The sequence below is a fragment of the Sporomusa rhizae genome, assembly GCF_041428845.1.
Taxonomy (GTDB): Bacteria; Bacillota; Negativicutes; order Sporomusales; family Sporomusaceae; genus Sporomusa; species Sporomusa rhizae.
In genome coordinates this window covers 84666-108430 of sequence record NZ_CP156925.1, presented here as the reverse complement: position 1 = coordinate 108430, position 23765 = coordinate 84666, and the positions used below count along the sequence as shown (strand labels likewise).

The 23765-nt window shown below is 44.8% G+C and carries 14 protein-coding genes; 10 read left to right on the top strand and 4 right to left on the bottom strand.

All coding sequences use genetic code 11. From position 1 onward, the window contains the following. Positions 1–68 precede the first annotated feature (68 nt). Both SRRS_RS00405 and SRRS_RS00400 read right to left on the bottom strand, forming a co-directional pair. Positions 69–3167, bottom strand: coding sequence for an efflux RND transporter permease subunit (locus SRRS_RS00405; protein WP_371365198.1), 3099 nt, complete (start codon positions 3165–3167; stop codon positions 69–71). Beyond that, positions 3167–4294 (bottom strand): efflux RND transporter periplasmic adaptor subunit, encoded by a 1128-nt coding sequence (locus SRRS_RS00400; RefSeq protein ID WP_371365197.1) that lies wholly within the window; start codon positions 4292–4294, stop codon positions 3167–3169. Before SRRS_RS00400 ends, SRRS_RS00405 begins: the two co-directional genes overlap by 1 nt. Before the next feature lie 371 nt (positions 4295–4665). Here SRRS_RS00400 and SRRS_RS00395 point away from each other — a divergent pair, with 371 nt between their 5' ends. Then, positions 4666–5280 carry a hypothetical protein gene (locus SRRS_RS00395; protein ID WP_371365195.1) on the top strand — a complete coding sequence of 205 codons (615 nt, stop codon included), beginning with the start codon at positions 4666–4668 and terminating at the stop codon, positions 5278–5280. A 12-nt stretch (positions 5281–5292) separates the two neighbouring features. Here SRRS_RS00395 and thiD read toward each other — a convergent pair whose 3' ends face one another. Beyond that, positions 5293–6099 carry a bifunctional hydroxymethylpyrimidine kinase/phosphomethylpyrimidine kinase gene (gene thiD, locus SRRS_RS00390; protein ID WP_371365194.1) on the bottom strand — a complete coding sequence of 269 codons (807 nt, stop codon included), beginning with the start codon at positions 6097–6099 and terminating at the stop codon, positions 5293–5295. A 606-nt stretch (positions 6100–6705) separates the two neighbouring features. Here thiD and clpB point away from each other — a divergent pair. Then, positions 6706–9291, top strand: coding sequence for an ATP-dependent chaperone ClpB (clpB, locus tag SRRS_RS00385; protein WP_371365193.1), 2586 nt, complete (start codon positions 6706–6708; stop codon positions 9289–9291). A 138-nt stretch (positions 9292–9429) separates the two neighbouring features. Here clpB and SRRS_RS00380 read toward each other — a convergent pair whose 3' ends face one another. Further along, positions 9430–10872, bottom strand: coding sequence for a cytosine permease (locus tag SRRS_RS00380; protein ID WP_371365191.1), 1443 nt, complete (start codon positions 10870–10872; stop codon positions 9430–9432). A gap of 481 nt (positions 10873–11353) precedes the next feature. On the opposite strand from SRRS_RS00380, the gene SRRS_RS00375 reads away from it, so the two are divergent. From SRRS_RS00375 to SRRS_RS00340, 8 genes are all read left to right on the top strand, one after another. Continuing rightward, a complete protein-coding gene (locus SRRS_RS00375) occupies positions 11354–14449 on the top strand; it encodes an AAA family ATPase (protein ID WP_371365189.1) in 3096 nt (1031 codons plus the stop codon). Between the two features lie 284 nt (positions 14450–14733). Further along, positions 14734–16764 carry a urocanate hydratase gene (locus SRRS_RS00370; RefSeq protein WP_371365188.1) on the top strand — a complete coding sequence of 677 codons (2031 nt, stop codon included), beginning with the start codon at positions 14734–14736 and terminating at the stop codon, positions 16762–16764. 27 nt (positions 16765–16791) lie between these two features. Next, the gene (gene hutI, locus SRRS_RS00365; RefSeq protein WP_371365186.1) at positions 16792–18072 is read left to right on the top strand and encodes an imidazolonepropionase; all 1281 of its coding nucleotides are present in this window, start codon (positions 16792–16794) and stop codon (positions 18070–18072) included. Between the two features lie 26 nt (positions 18073–18098). Further along, positions 18099–18989, top strand: a complete 891-nt coding sequence (gene ftcD / locus SRRS_RS00360; RefSeq protein WP_371365184.1) for a glutamate formimidoyltransferase — start codon at positions 18099–18101, stop codon at positions 18987–18989. A 156-nt stretch (positions 18990–19145) separates the two neighbouring features. After that, positions 19146–20159, top strand: coding sequence for a formimidoylglutamase (gene hutG, locus SRRS_RS00355; RefSeq protein ID WP_371365182.1), 1014 nt, complete (start codon positions 19146–19148; stop codon positions 20157–20159). A 253-nt stretch (positions 20160–20412) separates the two neighbouring features. After that, entirely contained in the window at positions 20413–21486 is a 1074-nt protein-coding gene (locus SRRS_RS00350) for an HD-GYP domain-containing protein (RefSeq protein WP_371365180.1), read from the top strand. A gap of 213 nt (positions 21487–21699) precedes the next feature. Further along, positions 21700–22806, top strand: coding sequence for an N-acetylmuramoyl-L-alanine amidase (locus SRRS_RS00345; protein WP_371365179.1), 1107 nt, complete (start codon positions 21700–21702; stop codon positions 22804–22806). After that, the gene (locus tag SRRS_RS00340) at positions 22803–23720 is read left to right on the top strand and encodes a DUF5050 domain-containing protein (protein ID WP_371365177.1); all 918 of its coding nucleotides are present in this window, start codon (positions 22803–22805) and stop codon (positions 23718–23720) included. The genes SRRS_RS00345 and SRRS_RS00340 overlap by 4 nt, the downstream gene beginning before the upstream one ends. Positions 23721–23765 lie beyond the last annotated feature (45 nt).

The window sequence follows — 23765 nt, the reverse complement described above, 5'->3', positions numbered from 1 at the left end:
ACCGGCAAAAAGAAAAGGTAAGAAAAAGGCGTCTATTTTTCCTTATCCGAAAAATAGACGCCGAAATATTAAAGAGTTAGGGTTTCTGCCTTTTTGCGATTATCAAACCTGGTCTTTAGTTTATCAATTAACAAATAAACCAACGGCACAATAATCAATGTTAACAACGTCGAAGTAATCAGGCCGCCAACCAAAACTACCCCCATAGACTGGCGCAGTTCAGCACCGGCACCAATACCCAAAGCGATAGGCATCATACCAAAGATCATAGCGGCTGTTGTCATAAGAATAGGACGCAGCCGGACCGAACCCGCTTCAATTAACGCATCCCGAACACCCATACCTTGTCCACGCAGGGTATTTGTGTAGTCAACCAACAAAATAGCGTTTTTGGTTACCAGGCCCATGAGCATGATTACCCCGATAAGCGACATGATATTGAGCGTTTGTCCGGCAATTAACAGACCAAGAATAGCGCCGATAAACGAGAACGGCAGTGACAGCATGATGGTAAACGGATGGACAAAGCTTTCAAACTGAGCGGCCAGCACCATGTATATGAGAGCTATGGCTAGCGCCAGCGCAGCCGCAATCTCTTTAAAGGAGTCTTGCATAGTTTGGGCCGACCCAACAAATTTATAGGAATATCCTAGTGGTAAATCTATACTTGGCATAAGTTTTGTAACCTGATTAATGATGTCACCGGCAGATACACCAATTGCATTGGCATAAACAACCACCTGCCGTTGACGGGCTTCCCGGTTGATTTGATTAGGACCGGCCGAGAGGTGGATATCAGCAACGTCCCCCAACCGGACAAAGCTGCCGGTTTTGCTGGCTATCCGGAGATTGGCCACATCTTCCATACCCAAACGGCCTTCGGCTGCTACCTGCACCCGAATGTCATAATCACTGTCGCCAACATTATAACGATTACGGGTAGTAGCACCCATAAACGCCATCTGTACCGTGCTGGCCACTGTTGTGGCATCTAGTCCGGCATCACTTACCCGGGTAGGATTAAGCCGAACTTCAACTTCCGGCACCGATTGTTCGGTAGAAATGTCAACGTCAGCAGCACCAGGGATCTCCTTAATTTTCTCAGCCAGCACCTGGGCATTCTGCATCAGGACATCAAGGTCAGCACCCCTAATTGCTACCTGCACCGGTCTTGACTCACCCCGCCCAATACCTTGACCTGTCTGTACAGATATTTTTAAATTACCGACACCCTGAAACTTGAGCCTGAGTTCATCCATAATTTTGTTCAAGGAACGCTTCCGTTCCTGAGCCGGTACAAGTCGTACACCAATCGTGGCTTTATACGTCTGATTGCCTGAACCGATTGTCACATACGAACTTTGCAGTTCACTGCCAAGTGCCAACACTTCCTGCTCGACAGGAATAGTCAGTTCAGTCATTTTCTCAAGTGATGTTCCCGGTGGCGCAGATAATACTACGTTAAACTCACCCGAATCATAGGTTGGCTGAAACTCAGTACCCAAAAACGGCAACAACAGGCCGTTGATAAACAACGATAACACCGCCAGCGCTACCAGTTTCTTCGGCCGTTCCAACGCCCAGGCAAGAGTGCGGCGATAGACGTGCTGCAGTTTTTGGAACCCCTGCTCAAATTTAGCTAACCCGTTCTCCAACCAGCGCCCTAAGGCAGATGAGCCCCCGAATCCATGTCCCGCCTTTAACCAGTAAGCCGACAAGGTGGGCGTCAGTGTGAAAGCAACAAATAGCGAAAACGCTACAGCAAACGCAACTGTTAAACCAAATTGTTTAAAAAACTGACCGACAATACCTGTCATACTGCCTACAGGCACGAATACGGCTAGAATTGATAGTGTCGTTGCCAGAACGGCCAAGCCGATTTCCGCCGTACCCTCTTGTGCTGCAACTAACGCCGGCTTACCTTGTTCCATATGGCGATAAATATTTTCAATAACAACAATGGCATCGTCAATTAAAATACCTACGGCCAGGCTAAGCCCCATGAGCGACATATTATTCAGGGTAAAGCCCATGGTTTTCATCATAAAGAAGGTAGCCACTACCGAGGTAGGAATAGCGATAGCGCCAATAATTGTTGCCCGTGTATTCTGCAAAAACAGGAAGGTTATGATTATGGCGAGCAAGCCGCCAAATACCAGCGACGTCAAAACATCATGCACACTATCGTTAATATATAATGAGCTGTCCCGGGTTATTTGCACCTTAACATCCTGTGGCAAAGTCGTTTGCAGGTTGTCTACGGCCGCCTTTACCCGGTTAGCTACATCGACGGTATTGGTTCCTGACTGCTTCTGTACCGATACCAACACACTAGGCACGCCATTGGCCCGGGCAATCGTCCGGGCTTCTTCCAAACCGTCCACAACATTAGCCACATCATTAAGCTTAATGAGACGCCCATCCTGATTGGCAACAATAATATTCCGGATATCCTCAATATCCTTGTATTTGCCAATTGTTCGCACCGTCAGGTCGGTGCCTTTTTCGATAACATGACCACCAGGAGCGTTAAGGTTTTGGGAATTAACGGCATCCAACACCTGGCTCATAGTGATTTTGTAAGCTTCCAGTTTTTTGGAATCCACTTGTACTTGGATTTCGCGGCCGGCAGCACCATATACACTAACATCGGCTACCCCGTCAATTCGTTGCAATTCGTCTTTTACCACATCAACTGCCAATTTACGAATTTCCGCCGGGCTTTTGCTATCCGATGATAAGCTCATAAACAGCACTGCCTGGGAACCGATGTCAAACCGCTGAATAACCGGCTCATCCACTTGGTCTGGCAGCCGTTTGCGAATAGCTGCCACTTTCTCGCGGACTTCGTTTGCTGCCAGCTTTGCGTCGGTTCCATATTCAAATTCTATGATAACCTGAGATACACCCTCCCGGGTTACCGACGATAAATTCTTAATCCCGGATAACGCACTTACAGCATCTTCCACCGGTTTGGTTATCAGACTCTCGACTTCTTCCGGTGAAGCGCCGGTATAGCTTACCGATATGGTCACAATGGGAAAATCGACATCAGGATTGAGGTCAATACCAAGTGATGGGTATGCTTTTAGACCAAACACCACCAGCAGCATGACCAGCATAACCGTAAATACCGGCCTCCTGATAAAGGTGGCAATTGCATTCATTACTTAACACCGCTCTCTATAGGCGTAATTGCCATACCATCCTTGATTTTGTTCTGACCAGCCATAACAATGGTATCGCCAGGAACGACACCTTCCAGAACTTCCGCCCAGCCGTCGCTGATAAAGCCGAGCTTAAGCGTACGTTGCTGTACTTTATTATCTGCTGTTACAACAAACACGGTTTTCTGATCTTCTTTAAGCACCAATGCACTTTCCGGCACAGCAATTACCCCCTGATGCACTTTTGCCGGTACAGCAGCCTTAGCAAACATGCCGGACTTCAGTACTCCCTGTTCATTAGGAATGGTAATTTCAGCGGTGAAAGTCCGCGCCGGCGTAGCGGCACTTGGAGAAAGCCGTGTAATAGTCCCTGTAAATTCCTGGCCTCCCAGAGCGTCAACGTTTACCTTAACATTACTGCCAACAGACAAATCATCAATTTGTGATTCACCGACAGTAGCTTTAGCCAATAAGGTAGTGGTATCAGCGACAGTGACAATAGCAGAACCTGCCCTTATATAGGTACCGGCCTGTACAAACCGCTTGGTTACTACCCCTCGTTTTGGCGCCGCTACAGTTGCGTTATTAAGTTTTTCTTCGAGAAGCATAACATTTCCCTGAGCAGCCCGGACTTGTCCAGCAGACAAGTCACGTTTAGTACGGGCTGTATCTAGCACCTGCGCGGAAACCGCCCCCTGTTCGGCGAGTACTGAGTACCGGCGATAATCCAATTCGGCCTGTTCCAAGCCGGACTGAGCAGCCATTAAATTACCTTCCGCCTGTACTACCTGAGCAGCCAACTCAGTGGTATCCAACGTGGCAATTACCGTGCCGGCATCAACGATATCGCCTTCATTTACATTGAGCGTATTGATCCTGCCGTCAACTTTTGCTGAAATATCGGCACTCCAAACAGGCTCCAAATTTGCGGGAAACACCATTAGCGGCGTTAGATCACGGCGGCTAACCTGCGCAACTTCAACCGTGGTCGCCGGAATCTTGGCTAGTTGGTTAGCCCGCGCCTTGTTACCGGCAACATTGGCATAAATGCGATAGCCGACAATACTAGTTAAGGCTAATACAATAGCTAACCCCACAGCTAACCGCTTTTTATTTGCAAACAGCATGATATCATCCTTTCGCTAAACTTTAAAACTTTTATCCGATAACTAACCCGCTCGAAGGCTCCCGCTTTTTCCAAACGGAACTTATACCCCTACGGGTGCAGGCGAGTGCCTAAGTTCCTGGATAAGGACAACAAACCTTTAGTAGGAGTTAAAACCCCAACTGAAGCTAAGTCTACTTAATTAACTGACTACCTAGTCAGATTAGTATTATATCAATTATTTGCGAAAATTGATATACAAAAATCAAGAAACTGCTATATCAAAACAGCAGTTTCTTATGGTAATAATATTATTTTTTGGTATTAGCGGTATATTTAGTCATTTCGCATCATACGGCATATATTATAAGAGTCTGCAAAAGGGGGGTCTTTATGGCTGTACCTTCAATAGCGATTATTGATGCCATTTTTAGTGATATTAATGCCGTTGTTCCCAACTTTACTTCTCTGGTTAGTTCCTACCGGCTTCTTGTCGGCTCCGCAGAAGAAATTCAGCGTACCCCCGGCGTGCCTTTTGAGATATTTGAGCGAGCCGTTATCCGCTACGACCGGGCTGGGACGCTTATTGATATTTTACTGGAACTATTGTGTTGTAAAATTGCCTTTAGCAGCCAGTTTCTAGCCGTTACCTGTGCACCGGTTGACATTTTCAGACTCTTATTTCTCAACACGTGCGTTGATGATGACCCTAGCCGCACGGCCGAAGAAATTATAGTTCTGGAATTATTGCGTCAAGCCTTGGGCCGCAACTGTGTTGACCGGGGCTGCTTCGGGCCGCCGCCGGAAGGCATAACTCCACCGCATCCGCCGGATCCACCACCCAAGGCACCAGATCCATCACCCAAGCCACCAGATCCGCCGCCTAAACCAACTGCTCCACCTGCACCATTCCTCATCCAAAGTGATTTCGAACCAACAGCAGAGCTGCAAACCGAAATAAGCCAGCTAGGTTCCATTACCAGCCCACTCACGCGCCGTCATATTTAGCAAACCCTCCACTTAATCGCACCGCATTCCAGCCTTTTTGTACAAATCATAAAAGTGATGGGTAGGTCCAGCACCTTTACCCATCGATAATGAATGCTCAATAGCCCCCGTAATATACGCTTTAGCTGCGGCTACCGCATCCGCCGCCGCCAGCCCCCGACTTAAATTGGCTGCAATCGCTGACGACAGTGTGCAACCTGTCCCATGGGTATTCTTTGTGACAATTCTCCGTGCGTCTAAATAGACGAAACTATGCCCATCAAATAAAATATCAATCGAATCGCCTTCCAGATGTCCACCTTTCATAAGTACGCTCTGTGGACCCAGCGCAAATATCACCCGGGCGGCCTCTTCCATATCGGCTAAAGTAAAAATTGACCGGCCGGTAATAACCTCTGCCTCTGGAATGTTCGGAGTAACAACCGCAGCCAACGGCAAAAGCTCCCGCACCAGTGTAGCCTCAGCGGCCGGATTAAGCAAATGATAACCGCTTGAAGATACCATAACGGTGTCGGCAACAATATTTCTCGCCCCCCACTCTCTGAGTTTGGCGGCAATTGTTGTGATTGAATCACTTTGTGAAACCATCCCTATTTTAACTGCGGCAACATCAATATCCGAAAAAATGGCATCCATTTGCTTGGCAATCATGTCTGGCGTAATGTCCTGAACCGCAAAAACGCCTTGTGTATTTTGAGCCGTTACGGCAGTTATAACACTCAAACCAAACACGCCATGAGCGGCAAAGGTTTTGATGTCAGCCTGGATTCCGGCGCCGCCGCTGGAGTCCGAACCGGCAATTGTTAATACATTTTTCATATTTCACCTCGTAAAAGTTCAGCTATGCTGCAAATACATAGCTTGTGCCAAATTCCTTGGTAAAGACACTGGCACAAGCTATGTATTTGCTTATTTTTACCACCATTCAGACTGCAGTTTGTCCACAAATCCTCCGGTAATAATGGCGAACTAATAAGATACCTCTGGATTATATCACACCGCTTCTGTGTAAGATAGTGCCGCTGTATTTCAAATTACGCCTAGCAACCCAAAACATTATACATATACCGGCAATATATAAATTATTAGTCCTATTCACCAGCTTCCCCAGTATGGTTACCTAATTATAATATCGTAATCCTCCTGGTAAATCCTATACCAAAGGGTAATTTATATGCTTACTTTTTTTAATTTTCGAAATAATTTCGACAGGTCTGCATAAAGTCAATTAAGGTCAAAAAGTCAGAAAAGGTTAGATTTATTGCGTCCGGTTCCCTCCTTTTACTAAAACTGGGCTACTTGGCGTAAAATAGGCTTAAGCTGGCATTTACCAGACTCCATTAAATTACCGCTTTCTGCTACTATTAAATTATAAAAATCATCATATTATATCCCAGTATCTTTCATATTTTAGGAGGTACCATCATGCATAATGAAAAATATACACAAAAAGTCTTAGCTGCTTTGCAGACTGCGCAGCAATTAGCCGCCCTCAATTACAATCAGGAATTAACTGCCAAACATTTAGCCTTGGCACTTGTTAAAGATGCCGAGGGAATTATGGCCTTTCTCTTGTCTAAGCTGCAGGTAGATGTCCGTCTGCTGACAGCAAAACTGGAACAGCTAGTAGCCGCTCTGCCCTCTGTGCGCGGCCAAGACAGCGGTCTCAGAATGAATACTGCTATGATGCGGGTATTGGCCTTAGCTGAAAAACACGCTAATACTATGAAAGACGAATATATCAGTGTGGAACACTTACTTATGGCAATTGCCGAAGATGGTGACAGCGACCTGGTGGCGGCCTGCCGTGACTTCGGCCTGACCAAAAGCCGGATTCAAGAGGCGATTTCCGAGTTCCGGCGCGGGCAGACAATTACGAGCGATAATCCGGACGAAAATCTACAGGCTCTTAACAAATACGGCCGCGACTTAACCGAACTGGCTCGTCAGGGAAAACTTGACCCGGTTATCGGCCGGGACGAAGAAATCCGCCGGGTTGTTGAAATCCTGTCCCGCCGCACAAAGAATAATCCCGTACTTATCGGCGAACCCGGTGTCGGCAAGACGGCAATTGTGGAGGGACTGGCCAGACGTATCATTGCCGGCGACGTACCAGAAAATCTGAAAAACAAAACGGTCTACTCCCTTGACCTCGGTTCTATGGTAGCCGGCGCCAAATTCCGCGGCGAGTTTGAAGAACGCCTAAAAACAGTGTTATCCGAGATTGCCAAATCCGAAGGAAAAATCGTTCTTTTTATTGATGAATTGCATACTGTAGTCGGCGCCGGAGCCGCCGAAGGCGCTATGGATGCCGGAAATATATTGAAACCCATGCTGGCACGTGGTGAACTCAGATGTATTGGCGCTACTACACTGAACGAATACCGCAAACACATCGAAAAAGATACTGCCTTAGAACGCCGGTTTCAACCGGTTATGGTTAACCAACCTAACACCGAAGACACAATTTCCATATTACGCGGCCTAAGGGAACGTTACGAAGTACACCATGGTGTAAAAATAAAAGACGCCGCCCTGGTAGCTGCAGCCGTTTTATCAGACCGCTATATTTCCGACCGGTTTCTGCCGGATAAAGCCATTGATTTGGTCGACGAAGCCGCAGCCAAGCTGCGTACCGAAATTGACTCCATGCCCAGCGAGCTTGATGAAGCACTCCGCCGCATCATGCAGCTAGAAATTGAGGAACAAGCTCTAAAAAAAGAAACAGACCATGCTTCCAAAGATCGTCTTGAGCGTATACGCCAGGAACTTGCCGGGCTTAAAGAACAGGCTGATGCGTTAAAAGCGCAATGGCAGTTGGAAAAACAAGCAATTGTCCGCCTGCGGAACCTTAAGGAAGAAATTGAAGCCACCCGCACCCAGATGGAGGCAGCCGAACGGGCTTATGACTTGAACCGGCTGGCTGAGCTTAAGTATGGCCGCTTGCCCGAGCTAGAGAAAAAGCTCAAGACGGAAGAAGAACAACTAACCTATAACCGCTCTCACAAAACTATGCTAAAAGAAGAAGTGGATGAAGACGATATTGCCAAAGTAGTCAGCCGCTGGACAGGCGTTCCTGTCACTAAGCTTATGACCGGAGAACGGGAAAAACTAGTGAATTTAGAATCCATCCTACACCAGCGGGTAATTGGGCAAGATGCCGCCGTCACTGCCATCAGTGAAGCCATAATCCGGGCCCGCGCCGGCATTAAAGACCCCAACCGCCCGATTGGCTCCTTCATCTTCCTTGGTCCTACCGGGGTAGGCAAAACCGAACTGGCCAAGACCCTGGCGGAAGTACTGTTTGATGACGAACGCAGCATGATTAGACTGGATATGAGCGAGTACATGGAAAAACACGCGGTGGCTCGTCTTATCGGCGCACCACCCGGCTATGTCGGCTATGAGGAAGGCGGTCAACTAACGGAAGCCGTCCGTCGCCGCCCCTATAGCGTTATCCTGCTGGATGAGGTGGAAAAAGCCCATAACGACGTATTCAACGTGCTGCTGCAAATTCTTGATGACGGGCGCCTAACAGACAGCAAAGGCCGTACTGTAGATTTTAAAAACACTGTCATTATTATGACCTCCAATCTTGGCTCCCACGAAATTCTGAATAACGAATTTTCTGTTGCCAGTGAACGGGTGCTGGAGCTCTTGAAACTGCATTTCCGCCCCGAATTTTTGAATCGTATTGATGATATTATCGTATTTAATGCGCTTACCGCCAAACAAGTGGGCGCCATTGCTGCCATAATGCTGGAAAACTTGAATAAACGCCTGCAAAAACAACTTGCAATCGGCCTGGAATGGGATGACAAAGCTCTCGACCTGCTTGCCCAGGAAGGCTATGATCCGCAATTTGGGGCCAGACCCCTTAAACGCCTTATCAGCCGTTTAGTAGAAACAGAGCTTAGCAAAATGATTATCCGCGGCGAAGTACCGGAAGGCAGCAAAGTTCGGATAAGCGCCGCCGGAGGCAAACTACAGCTAGCAGTAAACAACGGCTGAATGTAATTCTGCTCCCCCCCCATTATATAAGTGCTGTCTCTAAAGTAGGTTTGATCCGCTTTGAGACAGCACCTTGTATTTGTTACAAAAAACGAGCCAGCATAAAATGAAATGCTGGCTCGTTATAACTAGTATTAACTATTCCTTCTCGATTGTAGCTGCAACACATTCTTCAGGATAAATCATATCATCAGGAGCTACGTTACACCGTTTTGCCCAAGGATAATAAAGGGCGGCAGTAACAAGTAAGCCAACAATCCAGGAAATATCAGTACCACCTAACATCTTGGTAATCGGACCTGTGTACATGGCTGTAGCCAAAAACGGGATTTGGACCAGTACACCAGTGATATAGGAGACAAGAGCAGGTGCGTTCCATCTCCCATAGCGACCGTCTGGATCATATAAAGCAGGAATATCAATTTTTTCTTTTGAAATCCAATAATAGTCAATAAGATTAACAGAACTCCACGGTGTAAACACCGACAGTATAAGCAAGACGAAGTTTTTAAAGAGATTAAGTAAATCTTTGCTAGCAAAGATAGCAATACAGACCGTAGCTGTGAGCATGGCTATTATGAAAAGAGTACGCTGGGTTTTCGATGCAGTATTTTTACCACTAAGCGCTGTAGTGATTGTCAACATTGACATGAAAGAACCGTAGGCATTAAGCGTATTGACTGTTAGTTTGCTGGTGATGATAGCCAGGTAGATCAAGATAGCAATAATTCCGCCTCCTGCCAGTTCACCCAAATAGCCTACCTGATTTTTCAGGAAGCTTCCGCCATATCCAGCAAAGCTGGCTGCCGTAATAATGACGCCAAGTGTCATGGCCCATTGGGTGCCGATAACGCTTCCCAAAAATGTATTCCAGAATGTGGACGACTGGGAGGTGTTGCGCGGCAAATAACGGCTGTAGTCTGCGACATAAGGTCCGAAAGTGAGCTGCCAGCCTGCCGAAAGAGCAACGGCCAAGAGAAAGGTAGTCAATTCGAAAGGCTTTACACCAAATAAGGACGCAACAGGAAATTTTATAAATGCCATAATCATAAGATAGGTAAAACCGATAATCCCGGTGATGGTAGCAAGTCTACCCAGAGCATGAATATATTTGTACCCCAGAAGTGATATCAGTAAGGTAATGCTTCCAAAGATAACGATACCCACAATCGGATTTTGAACACCGATAATGAGGTTTATAGCCTGTCCGGAAAGAACTGTACTGGTGGTAGCAAAACCGAGATACATAACTACGGCTAAGATAAGAGGTAAGATTGCACCGAGGACGCCAAATTGAGCACGACTGGAAATCATTTGCGGCAAACCCAAACGCGGTCCTTGCGCAGAGTGGAGAGCCATAACCGCACCACCAAAAATATTGCCGACAAGTAAGCCGATAAAAGCCCACAGAGCATCGGCACCAAAGACTACAGCCAAAGCACCATCCACAACTGCCGTAATTTGAATATTTGCGCCAAACCAGAGTGTGAACTGACTGAATGGAGTGCCATGTCTTTCATGGTCAGGAACCATATCAATAGAACGTGTTTCAATTAAACCTTCATTTTCTTGTGCCACCATTTTCACTCCTTTTTCATAATATTGCAATCATTTTGAGCATAACTTGGTACTGTTTTATGAAAATAATGAATTCTTTTTTTGCAGCATCCCTCCTTTAGAAGACGTACAAGATCATCATTTTAACGTGTTTGTTTTTTTATGAACTAAGTATAATCCAAAACTGTCTAAAAAACGTCGATTGTTGTTAATAAAAAATGGGCTGGGCATATCCAACCTGTTTTTTATTGACGTTAAAGATTTTTATTAGGCAAAACTCAAGCCATTGCTTTGTTGCAACTACTACACTTAACCGTAAGATGATTAATACATATTTTATTTTATACTTTTTTGTCTAAAAAAGTGGTATGTGGTATTATGAAAAGGAAAACATAGTTTGCACCTAACCTGTTTACGGCTGAAAGTCAAACTCCCCTTACGATAAGTCAAAATGGCATTTTTATAGGATAAAATACAGATCGATCATTTTTATGGAGTTGAGTTTATGGACAAATTACGTGTGATCATGTTCGGTACTCCGGCTATTTATTGGAATGATCAAAAAATTAATTTTCCCTTCGCTAAGATGGAAGCTATGCTATATTATCTTCTGGTTGTTGGCGAAGCCACCCGGGAAAAATTAGCAACAGTATTCTGGGGCGATATGGATGATGTTATTGCAAAAAAAAATCTGCGTAATACTATCTATTTAATTAAGAAGACTCTATCGACTGATTTGTTTATTACACCAACTCGGACGACGATTGCCATAAATCCCAGTCTTATTGACAGAACGGATGTAGAAGTATTCAATACACTGGAGATACAAGATTTCCTTGGTAGATATCACGGAGATTTTTTAGACGGATTTTACTGCAAAAATACAGATGCCTTTGATGAATGGGTTATCGAAGAACGGGAACAGTTTAAAGAAAAAGTGAAAACCCGGCTTACCAAAAACATTATTAAGCTTATTAACGACAAAAGTTATACTGCTGCTAAAACAAATATTAAGCAGTTAATCAAACTTGACGAATATAACGAGGGTGCTTACCGTTTACTAATGAAAATTTACGAACGGGAAGAAGCCTTTTATAAAGTAATTGAAATTTACCATGAACTCGAAAAAAAATTAACGAAAGATTTAAACTTGTCACCCAGTAGTAAAACCCAGGAAATATACAAACGAGTGAGAGAAAAAAGAACGGCTAAAACGGTAACCCCCGATACTTCCAAGGACAACTGGTTTTTTGGCAGATACAAAGAATTGCAGGTGTTGCGTACCGCTGTTGATTACTTCTGTTTAAAGCGCCATAATCATCAAATGATTTTGCTGCAAGGAGAACAAGGGGTTGGCAAAACAGCGATTGTCGAGCATTTGTTTGAAAACCTGCCGGCAGATGATTATAGTATTTTGAGAACACAGTGTTATCAAGCCGAATCCGGTTATGCCTATAAAGCCTGGAGCAGTATTTTTTTACAGGTAATGAACCTGTTAGCACAAGAAAAGATTACGATTCCTCCATTATGGCATAAAGTTATGTCGTATATCTTTCCGGCACTGGAAACAAGTGAAGTTCCTGCCGAGCAGGAATCGGTTATGGTGGCCTATGAATTTAACCCGACTATGGTCGAGGAAATTATGTGCGGGGTCTTAGGCCGACTAGCCAAGCAGCGGCGGCTTATCATTGTCTTTGATGATATTCATTGGCTGGATGGCCAGAGTCTGGCAGTATTACATCAAGTGCTGCGTGTTCATGGAGTCAAGATCTTATGCATTGCGATGTGTCACAGTGAATATATCGGACATATCGAAAAAATGCTGTGGGATTTTGAACGGGATGCCATGATTGAAAAGTTTATAATTGAGCGGTTCAGCTTTGAAGATGTAGCCAAATTACTAGAAGTAAAATTACCTGCCAATACAAACAATGTGGAACTGCAGCAAAAATTGTACGAATATACTGGCGGAAATGCTTTGTTTTTACTGGAATGCTTACGTCTTTTAGAATCAGGACAAGAATTGGGCAGCGGCTCTCTTCGTTTACAAAGTGTTCTAAAAGAGCGGATTGGCACTCTATCCGATAATGCCCGTAAAATACTTGAGGTAGCATCGGTATTTTTTAAATATTCGAGTTATAATGAACTATTAGCTATATCCAAGATGGATGAATTTGCATTAGTGGAAGCGATTGAAGAATTAGAGACGAAAAAGTTGATCGCAAGAACAGATAACTCCGCTAAGCACGGACTTATCTATGCGTTTTATAATTTGCAAATTCGGAGCTTCGTATATCAGCAAATGTCAACAACCAGACAAAAACTGCTTCATAAATGGGTCGGCTTGGAACTGGAAGGTCAACTCCGCAGCGGATTACAAGCCAAAGATATTTATGAGGCAATTTTGTACCATTACACGCAAGCGGATGAAAAAATCAAGGTTCTTGAGTATACTGTAAAATTGGCTGAAAAATATTTCTGCCCGCAGTATGAACTGTTTCCTGAACTTAATGACAGTTACCCAGCCGGGTATAACAACTTTAGAGAAAGCCGCCGGCAAACTATGGATTATCTGGAGAAAATCGCCGAGTTGCTAACACTTATGACAACAGATAATTTTGATGACGGACAGGTAGCTGTTTACCAAATAGCATACTGGGAAATGATGGGGCGCCATTATATTTGGCGCGGCGAACATGTATCCGGCATAAAAATGATTCATAAATTATTGCGTTTAGCTTCCACTATACAGCTTCAAGACTATATTGTTAAGGGTTATCAGCAGATGATTTTTTTAGGTATTCAGGTTAGTAAACCAAGTATTATTAAAAAGTTTGCTGAAAAACTGCTGCAGGTTGCAGAACAAGCGGATTTGCTGGAAAAAAAGGCCGCCGCCTTACGCTTTTTGGGAATTGCTTCGGCTTTAGAAGGTAATCCGGAGCAAGCAGAACAATATTATCGTCAGTCAATTGGGCTGTTTAAAAAATTGGATATACAAAACAACTGTTATATTTTAAACATCGCCGCCAGTTATAATTACATTGGCAATTTACGCCGGGATTCACTGAATTTAAAGGAAGCACTAAATTATTATGAGCAAGCAGTCAGAATCGCCGGCCATAAAAGGATTAGTGAAGGTGTTGCCGTGTTTTACATCAATGCCGGCTATACCGCCTTTAAATTAGGGGATAGTGACAAGGCCCGGCAATACTTGGCCGAAGCGCTGGCGGTTGGTGACGGTTTTGGCGATTACCGGGGATATTGGTGCTCGCGAAGTTATTGTACATTGTACTGCGTACTGGCCATCATTGCCGTCCAGGAAAATCGTTGTCATGAAGGCCGAATGTATTTGAGCAAAGCCGACGAATTTCTAGACAGGTATCACGATCATTATCAAAATGGCCTAATACTGCAAACAAAGACAAAAATCAGACAGTCCATGGAAAAAAATCCCGTTGTAGCCGACATCTTTAGTGATTATTTGACGCTGCCGGTTTTGGAATACTATGAACAGGCAAGCACCGCTTTTATTAAGGCAGGCAGGGTTTTAGACAGGCAAGCTTTAGACGAGATGGTACCAGACCTCTCTGCAAATGCTTAGAACCCATAATTGACGATAGATAGCTGCGCATTTAAAAAACGTCGAAAAAACTATAATCGGAAATAAGCCCTGTCTTGCTCTTAAGGCAGGGCTATTTATCTTATGGTGCTGGTTAATATCTAGATGACAGTAACTTCGGCTGCTGGGAAGTCGCTGCCGGCGCGTCACTATCCATTTTTTATAGGCGTGAATAACGCCTAAAACTTTACACTATGCTAATTCGACGATGTTTTGACTTGGAGGCTTTATTATAAACTTAGGCTTATAAAGAAAGGGAGAGAAATATGCTTAAACTAAATGCCGAAGTCGCGCAAGCTATGACGATTAAACTTGATAACGTATTGCCAGAACCACCCGTTTTTAAAGAAGGTGTGCGCAGAGCCGCAAATCGGGGGTTTCGTCTTACTCCTGAACAAACTAAAGTAGCATTAAAAAATGCACTACGGTATGTTCCGGAAGAACTGCACGAGACATTAGCACCGGAGTTCATGGAAGAGCTTAAGACCTATGGCCGTATTTACGCCTATCGATATATGCCAAAAGAGCAGATTTACGGCAAACCAATTGATCAATACAAGAGCAAATGTATCGAAGGCAGGGCCTTCCAAGTTATGATTGATAATAACTTGGATCACGAGGTTGCCTTGTATCCATACGAATTAGTTACTTACGGAGAAACCGGCAGTGTATGTCAAAACTGGCTCCAATATCAATTAATTAAAAAGTATCTGGAAGTTATGACCCAGGATCAGACACTGGTACTTGAGTCTGGTCATCCTCTCGGATTGTTTCCTTCACGTCCGGAAGCACCAAGGGTTATTATTACAAACGCATTAATGATCGGCATGTTTGATAATCAAGACGACTGGGAAATTGCCGAACAAATGGGCGTAGCTAACTATGGACAAATGACAGCAGGCGGCTGGATGTATATTGGTCCACAAGGAATTGTCCATGGCACCTTTAACACATTGTTAACAGCAGGCCGGCTAAAATTGGGCATCCCTGTTGATCAGGATTTAAAAGGGACTTTATTTGTATCGTCAGGCCTTGGCGGTATGAGCGGTGCACAGCCTAAAGCAATTGAAATCGCCGGCGGCGTTGGCATTATTGCCGAAGTAGACTATTCCCGGATAAAAACCCGCCTCGATCAGGGCTGGGTCAGCAAAGTCAGCGACAATCTTGACGAAGTATTCAAATGGGTGGAAGAATATCAGGCCGCACAGAAATCAGTTTCCATTGCCTACCACGGCAATATAGTTGATGTACTGGAATATGCAGTTAAAAATAATAAACATATTCCGCTGTTGTCAGACCAAACTTCCTGTCATGTAGCTTATGACGGCGGCTATTGCCCACAAGGACTGAACTTTGCCGAACGTACCGAAATGCTGGCCTCCGACAGAGATAAATTCCATCAAATGGTTAACCAAAGTTTGCGGCGGCACTATGAGCTTATCAAAATCTTGGTTGAGCGCGGCACCTATTTCTTTGACTACGGCAACTCTTTCATGAAAGCTATTTATGACGCCGGCGTTAAAGAAATTGCCAAAAACGGTCATGATGAAAAAGACGGCTTTATCTTCCCGTCCTATGTTGAAGATATTATGGGACCTGAATTATTTGACTATGGCTATGGACCGTTCCGTTGGGTCTGCTTAAGCGGCAATCCGGAAGATTTATATAAGACTGACCACGCTGCCATGGCGTGCATTGATCCTAACCGCCGCGGACAAGACCGGGATAATTATATTTGGATTAGAGATGCCGAAGAAAATAAACTGGTTGTCGGCACCCAAGCGCGTATTTTATATCAGGACGCCGAAGGCCGCAAAAGAATTGCCTTGAAATTTAACGAAATGGTTCGCAATGGCGAAATTGGCCCTGTTATGCTAGGTCGTGACCATCATGACGTCAGCGGAACAGATTCACCTTTCCGGGAAACTGCTAACATTAAAGACGGTAGTAACGTAATGGCTGACATGGCCGTACAATGTTTCGCCGGTAACGCAGCCCGGGGCATGAGCCTAATTGCGCTGCATAACGGCGGCGGCGTCGGTATTGGCAAATCAATTAATGGTGGATTTGGTATGGTTCTGGACGGCAGCAGCCGCGTGGATGCCATTCTAAACTCGGCAATGTTATGGGATGTTATCGGCGGTGTTGCTCGCCGGTCATGGGCGCGAAACGATAATTCAATAACCACAATGATTGAGTTTAATAAACAATATGCTGGCAGAGCGCATGCAACAATGCCCTATATTGTTGATGAAGCCTTAATTGATCGGACAGTAGCTGCCGCATGTAAGAAATAGTGTTTGTCAGGAAAGGATGGTATTGCTTTGACACCAGCAGGTTTTGAGCAAGCTTCCAACGCTAAAATATTAATTAAGCACGCCTCCGAACTGGTAACCTGTGCCGGGCAGGCCCCTAAAAAAGGGGCCTCAATGAATGATTTGAACATCATTCCAGACGGAGCGTTACTAGCTGAAAACGGTATTATAACCTGGGCCGGTGCTACGGCTGAGCTGCCGGCAATTGATGAAACACAATATACAGTAATCGATGCCGGTGGCCGCTGCGTACTGCCGGGGTTTGTTGATTCTCATACTCATTTTGTATTTGGCGGTTACCGGCCGGAGGAGTTTTTCTGGCGCTTAAACGGAACTCCGTATTTGGAAATTTTATCGCGGGGTGGCGGTATTTTGAGTACCGTGCAAGCCACCCGCGCTGCCGCTGCAGCAGAATTAAAACAATCAGCAGCTAAACGCCTTGCCGAAATGCTCTCTATGGGCGTAACCACCGTAGAAGGCAAAAGCGGCTATGGCTTAGATTGTGATACCGAACTCAGACAATTATCGGTTATGGGTGAACTGAATCAAGAGCAGCCTGTAGAAATTGTACCTACCTTCCTCGGTGCCCATGCGGTACCACCTGATTACAAAGGTAAAACTGATGAATATGTTGAATATATAATCAATCAGGTTTTGCCTGCCGTGACCAAACAGGGTATTGCTGAGTTCTGTGATGTATTTTGCGAACAGGGAGTCTTTTCAATCGACCAGTCCCGCAAGCTTCTGCAAGCTGCTCAGAACCTTGGCATGAAAGCCAAATTGCATGCAGATGAAATTGTTGCTTTAGGCGGAGCAGAATTAGCCGGAGAATTGAAAGCCGTTTCCGCTGACCATTTACTGCAGGCAACCGATGCCGGTATTGCCGCACTGGCGGAAAATGGCGTTGTTGCTACCGTATTACCGGCTACAGCCTTTTGCTTAAGAGAATCTTACGCCCGGGCCAGAACGATGATTGACAGCGGTGTGCCTGTCGCGTTAGCTACAGATTTTAACCCAGGCAGCTGTTTTACACAATCGATACCAATGGTTATCGCACTGGCAGCCATTCAGCTTAAAATGACTGCGGCTGAGATCGTAACAGCATTAACTTGTAATGGTGCGGCCGCGGTAGGCAGACAAGACAAAATTGGCAGCCTTGAGCGTGGCAAACAGGCCGATATCATCATTCTTGACTATCCATCGCATTTATTCCTGGTTTACAACGCCGGCATGAATATTGTGGATAAAGTTATAAAAAAAGGACAAGTTGTATTTAGTAAAAGTAAGTAGTCAGGAGTACTGGAGGATTAATAAACATGGGTAAATTAGTAGAATGTGTCCCCAATTTTAGTGAAGGACAACGGCCGGAAGTAATTGCGGCTATTGTTAATGAAGTAAAAAATGTACCGGGCGTCTCACTGCTTAATGTTAACTCCGACGCCAGTCACAACCGTACTGTAGTTACTTTCGTCGGCGAACCCCAGGCAGCCAAGCAGGCCGCCTTTAAAGCCTGTGCAAAAGCGGCAGAACTAATTGATCTGGAGCAGCACAAAGGCGAGCATCCCCGTATTGGTGCCACCGACGTCATTCCGTTCATTCCGGTAAGTGACATTACCATGGAAGAATGCGTCGAGCTTGCCAACGAACTTGGCCGGGAAATTGGCGAAAAACTCAACATTCCCGTATATATGTATGAAGCAGCTGCCAAAACCCCGGCACGCGTCAAGCTGCCTGATGTCCGCAAAGGCGAATATGAAGGGTTAAAAACAGCCATTGCCACGCCGGAGCGCAAGCCTGATTACGGTCCGGCCCGCATGCCGTCGGCAGGTGCTACTGTTGTTGGTGCACGACAGTTTTTAATCGCTTATAATATCAACTTAAGTACAAGTGATGTTTCGATAGCTAAGAAAATTGCCACAAGCATTCGTGAAGCCAAAGGCGGCTATAAATATTGCCGTGCTATGGGGGTTATGATTGAAGACCGAAACATGGCTCAAGTCACCATCAATATGGTGGATTATACCGGCACACCGCTGCACCGGGTATTTGAGACTGTAAAATCCGAAGCAGCCCGTTATGGTGTGAATGTTATTGGCAGTGAGATTGTCGGCATGGTACCGTTGCAGGCACTTATTGACACTGCCGATTTCTACCTGCGGTTTGAAGGCTTTGACCGTAAGCAAGTACTGGAAGAAAACCTCCGGTAAATGACATATTGTCACCAGGATGAGCACCTTCACCGGGACTGTTAGTAGTCGCCAACAAGATGTTTGGCTGTTGATTTTTGCTAAAGGACTGAACTCATTACAATGGGTTTCAGTCCTTTAGCGTACAGTAAAAATTTCTACAAAGGTTGGATGAAAATGTTGAACAATAGATATGTACCAGCAGATATGGCACTATGGGCAGGACGAGTTGACAGTACCGATAACTATGATGCCTTCCGTTGGCACCAGTGGGTGCGCGAAATCAATTTAAACAGTGCAGATACTTTGACTTTTAAGGGTAAGTTAGGTTTCGTTCTTATCGGTTTTTGTTGTGATGAAGGTATTAGACGCAATCAGGGTCGGATTGGAGCCGCTAACGGGCCTAATGCCATCCGGCATGAGCTTGCCAATCTTCCCTGTACATTTACTCCAGACGTCTTGTTGTTTGATGGCGGTAATATTATTTGTACTGATGGCAACATGGAGGAAAGCCAGGCCACCTTGGCCAGTGCCGTAACCATAATCCGTAAATTAGGATTTTTCCCTTTGGTACTGGGAGGCGGTCACGAACTGGCCTTGGGTCATTACCATGGGCAACAGGCTTTTATGGTAGATAATGACCAAACGTCAGATATTGGCATTGTTAATTTTGACGCTCACTTTGATCTCCGTCCCTTTACCAATGGCAGCAGTTCTGGAACGATGTTTCGGCAAATTGCAGAGGAAGCTGTTAATTCCGAGCAGGAATTCCGCTATTTGTGTATTGGCATTCAGCGGTATAGTAATACGCTCGAACTTTTTAAGACTGCCGACCACTATGGTGTAGTTTATATACCGGCCGAAGAAGTTACCGTAAAAGGGGACTGGAATGTCATCGAAAAACTGGATGAGTTCATGAAATCAACTAAACATATTTACCTTACTGTGTGTGCTGACGTTTTTTCTACGGCTTTCGCACCGGGGGTTAGTGCCGCTCAACCGCTGGGTCTTCATCCTGAAGATGTTTTGAAATATCTCAAGCACATCCTGCGCTCAGAAAAGGTTATTGGCTTTGATATTGCCGAAGTCTCGCCAAGGTTCGATCAAGACAGGACAACCGCTAGCTTGGCCAAAGTTTTAATTTTTTCAGTAGTTAATACCATGTGCAGACTAAAAGGGCTTGCCCGGTAATTACATTTCAAAATGGTTCTGACCTGAGTGTTGCATTAGTATAGTATACGTAAAAAAGGGATTGCCTCATAGTAAGGCAGTCCCTTTTTCTGTAAAACCAGAAACATTAGTAATGATTTTGACGTCTTCCATAAAATTTAATTGCTTTTTATGTAACCAATTTATGGGACTTTAGCCTGATTGAAATTCCTTAAAATCCAATGTATACTAATTCTGCCAACATTTTCTTACATGGCAAAAAGGAGTTGGTATTGTGTCCACTAAAATGTTAGCCGTCAAAGATTTGGTTCCTGGTATGGTTATTGGTGAACCGGTGCTGTCGGCCAGCGGTAAAGTTTTACTAGGAAAAGATGTTGTAATCGCCCCGCGAACGATTTCACTTTTATTACTTTGGAACGTCTGCCACGTTTTTGTAAATGACGAAGCTGAAATTTCTTCGGCTGAAAGCCAACAAGAACAGCCGGCTGCCGGCCAATCAATCCTATCTAACGAGTTTTCTAACTTCTTTAAAGAATACGATGGTCTGATAACAACTGCGGTTCAATCCTTTGACTTCATCCGCAATACAAATAACATTCCCGTACAAGAACTTAAAGACACCTCTTTTGGTATTTACTCAACCGTATTGTCTACAGGCCCAGCCATTATGGATTATCTGCTGGTGAGCGATTATAACCTGGCTGACAAAGTTACCCGTCACTCTGTTATGGTAGCTTTCATCAGCAGTATTATTGGTCGGAAACTCAAGTTTTCTGATGACCAAATAAAAGTACTAATTTTAGCTGGCCTTTTACATGACATCGGCAAATTAGTTATCGCCAAAGATTCGGAACACGAGCCCAAGGCTCATGTAATTCATGGCGGTAAATTACTCCAGCATGTGTCTTCTCTACCACAGGAAGTGCTGCTGGGCGTTTTACAACATCACGAACTGATGGACGGAAGCGGCTTTCCTTTAGGATCGAAAGGTGATAAAATTCACCTCTTTGCCCGGATTATTGCCGTCGCCGACATATTCCACCAGCACGCTTATGACGGCGAGCACTCAAACCCTTTCCCCGTGCTAGAGCATATGGCCAAAACCTTATTCGACAAACTTGATCAGGGAGTCTGCCAGCCGTTTATCCGGCATGTACGCGACTGTCTCACCAATTCACCCGTATTACTTAGCGACGGCCGTACTGGCCAAGTTATTTTCTTTAATCAGAATCGGTTGGACCAACCTATTGTTAAAACGCATACCGGTACAATTCTTGATCTTAGTACAACAAAAAATATTAGTATTAAACGTCTGCTTAGTCAGGAATACCTGGCCAACGCTAATTAGTATATCTAGAGTAGGTTGCTGTATATTTGCAACCTGCTTTTTTATTAGAAAATTATTTAGCCTTCACTATTTTCCACTCTCATTATAAAAACAGGAGGTTTTTTACTTTTTATAGCGAAGCCCTTGTAAAAAACTGTTTATCCGATGACTAACCCTCAGATGAGTTAAAACCCCATCTGAAGCTAAGTCTACTTTATAATGAGGTGTAACATCATGCCGATATTCATGTCCCTGTTTGCCGCTTCCATTAGCTTGGTTATGCTGTTTTGCCCTTTGTCCACAACGGCAAAATCACCGGAAATAACACAACCAACAACCGTCATCAGCGACCTCAAGTATTTCCACTTAGAACACAAGGACGTTGTTGCAGTTGCTGTTGAAACCTGCCTACCGGCTGCCGACATCCCCGATCCTTCGTCTTATAGGCTAGAGCCACAATATCGCGTAAAAACACAGACCAATTCCATAGCAATCACTATTTCCGGCCAGCAGGCCTTACCCGAACTAAGCAACAAAAACCTCTATACTAAGGTAACCCCCTCTTCACGCCTCTCTCAGATCGCACTAGCAGATAAAGAAAATGAACTTGCCTTGACTGCTGCTTACAATGATCGTCTCACCCAGCCGCAAATCACTACGGTAAAGCGCAAGCGCATGATCAATCCGGATAATACTATTACCTTTCGTACCTATGTTGTTGTTAGCTTTGCCGACATGGGGAAAATACCCGCAAAAACGATAGTACTTGATGCCGGTCATGGCGGTACCGCCTTAGGCGCCACCAGCAACTTTCTTTTAGAAAAAGACCTCAACCTTGATTTAGCGCTGCTATGCCGCGACCTTTTTGTCAATCATGGGTATGATGTATATATGACCAGAACCGATGACAGCAATCCCAGCCTGCTCGATCGCGCGGATGCCGCCAATATTCTGAATGCTGATATTTTGCTTTCGATTCACAACAATTCTATGCCCGAAGATATGCCTGATGCAGCCAAAAAACTATATCGTGGTACAACAGCCCTATACAATTCAGCCGCCCCAAAACCAGCCAAAGAACTGGCAATACTCATAGCTGACGAAGTGGCCGGCTCACTTCATATTCATCAATATCCCCTGCAAGACCGTCCAGGTTTAGTACTGTTAAACTCCTCCTGGGTTCCGGTCGTGATCGTCGAAACAGCCATGATGCCGCACCCGCAGGATGCTAAAATGCTGTCCCAGCGAATATATCGTAATGAAGCTGCCCAAGCCATTTTTCAAGCAACCGAGAAATACTTTGCTATTTCCAGCCTCACAGTAGGGGGAAACCAACCATGATAAAAAAAATATTTTTTATTGTCCTATTGCTATCGGCTGCCTTATATCTGGGTAATACCACGTCCTATGCTTCAACAACCCCGGCCCAACATAATGCGAATACAGCGAATAACGGGTTAGCAGTAACCGATGCCACCGGCAGCGTCTATTACCTTGATCTGGTGGGAGACATTTATGCTGACGGACGAGAAAAAATATTTAGGCTACATCCGGGCGAAACAGCCCCAGTCCTGCTAGCCGATGATGAAGCCTGGAATTTAACTATTTCCCGGAAATATTTGTATTACAGCAACTGGTCGGACAATCATCGGCTTTATCGGCTTACCCTTGACGGCACAGAAAAGAGTAAGCTAACCGACGAACCCGTCTGCCAACTGACTGCTGCCGGCGACTCTCTTGTATATATAACCTGGAGTAACCTCTCCGCTCAAGACAAAGCTATCTACAAACTGCCTCTGGCTGGCGGATTGCCTCAAAAACTATGTAATGACAATGCGGAAAGCCTGCAGGTTTTAGGCGATTGGGTATATTACCTTAACGCTTCTGACGGATATACAATATACCGTATCCGGTTGGATGGCACACAACGCAGTAAAATTACTGAAGACCACGTATTATTCATGGCTATAGCAGATAACGCCATTTATTATAGTAATTACAGTGACGGCCAAAAGCTTTATTCGCTTAGCCTTGATGGCAAAAATAAAACCAAATTGACAGATGACAAAGCCGGATTTATCAATTACACAAACGGGTACATTTACTATACCAACGCTTCTGCCAATCACGCGCTATACCGAGTTACAGCCAACGGCCAAAATAAACAACTTGTTTGTGATTTGGGTATCGGACCACAACCCATTAGCATTATAAATAACACGCTTTTTTACAACCACCTATTTATCAAGCCCTAAGAAAACTATCCAGAAGGCAGGACGGCCCCCCTATGATAACGAAAG

Bases quoted from the DNA above. Each gene is read 5' to 3' on its own strand.
- SRRS_RS00405 (WP_371365198.1), bottom strand. From the start codon at position 3,167: ATGAATGCAATTGCCACCTTTATCAGGAGGCCGGTATTTACGGTTATG.
- SRRS_RS00400 (WP_371365197.1), bottom strand. From the start codon at position 4,294: ATGCTGTTTGCAAATAAAAAGCGGTTAGCTGTGGGGTTAGCTATTGTA.
- SRRS_RS00395 (WP_371365195.1), top strand. From the start codon at position 4,666: ATGGCTGTACCTTCAATAGCGATTATTGATGCCATTTTTAGTGATATT.
- thiD (WP_371365194.1), bottom strand. From the start codon at position 6,099: ATGAAAAATGTATTAACAATTGCCGGTTCGGACTCCAGCGGCGGCGCC.
- clpB (WP_371365193.1), top strand. From the start codon at position 6,706: ATGCATAATGAAAAATATACACAAAAAGTCTTAGCTGCTTTGCAGACT.
- SRRS_RS00380 (WP_371365191.1), bottom strand. From the start codon at position 10,872: ATGGTGGCACAAGAAAATGAAGGTTTAATTGAAACACGTTCTATTGAT.
- SRRS_RS00375 (WP_371365189.1), top strand. From the start codon at position 11,354: ATGGACAAATTACGTGTGATCATGTTCGGTACTCCGGCTATTTATTGG.
- SRRS_RS00370 (WP_371365188.1), top strand. From the start codon at position 14,734: ATGCTTAAACTAAATGCCGAAGTCGCGCAAGCTATGACGATTAAACTT.
- ftcD (WP_371365184.1), top strand. From the start codon at position 18,099: ATGGGTAAATTAGTAGAATGTGTCCCCAATTTTAGTGAAGGACAACGG.
- hutG (WP_371365182.1), top strand. From the start codon at position 19,146: ATGTTGAACAATAGATATGTACCAGCAGATATGGCACTATGGGCAGGA.
- SRRS_RS00345 (WP_371365179.1), top strand. From the start codon at position 21,700: ATGCCGATATTCATGTCCCTGTTTGCCGCTTCCATTAGCTTGGTTATG.
- SRRS_RS00340 (WP_371365177.1), top strand. From the start codon at position 22,803: ATGATAAAAAAAATATTTTTTATTGTCCTATTGCTATCGGCTGCCTTA.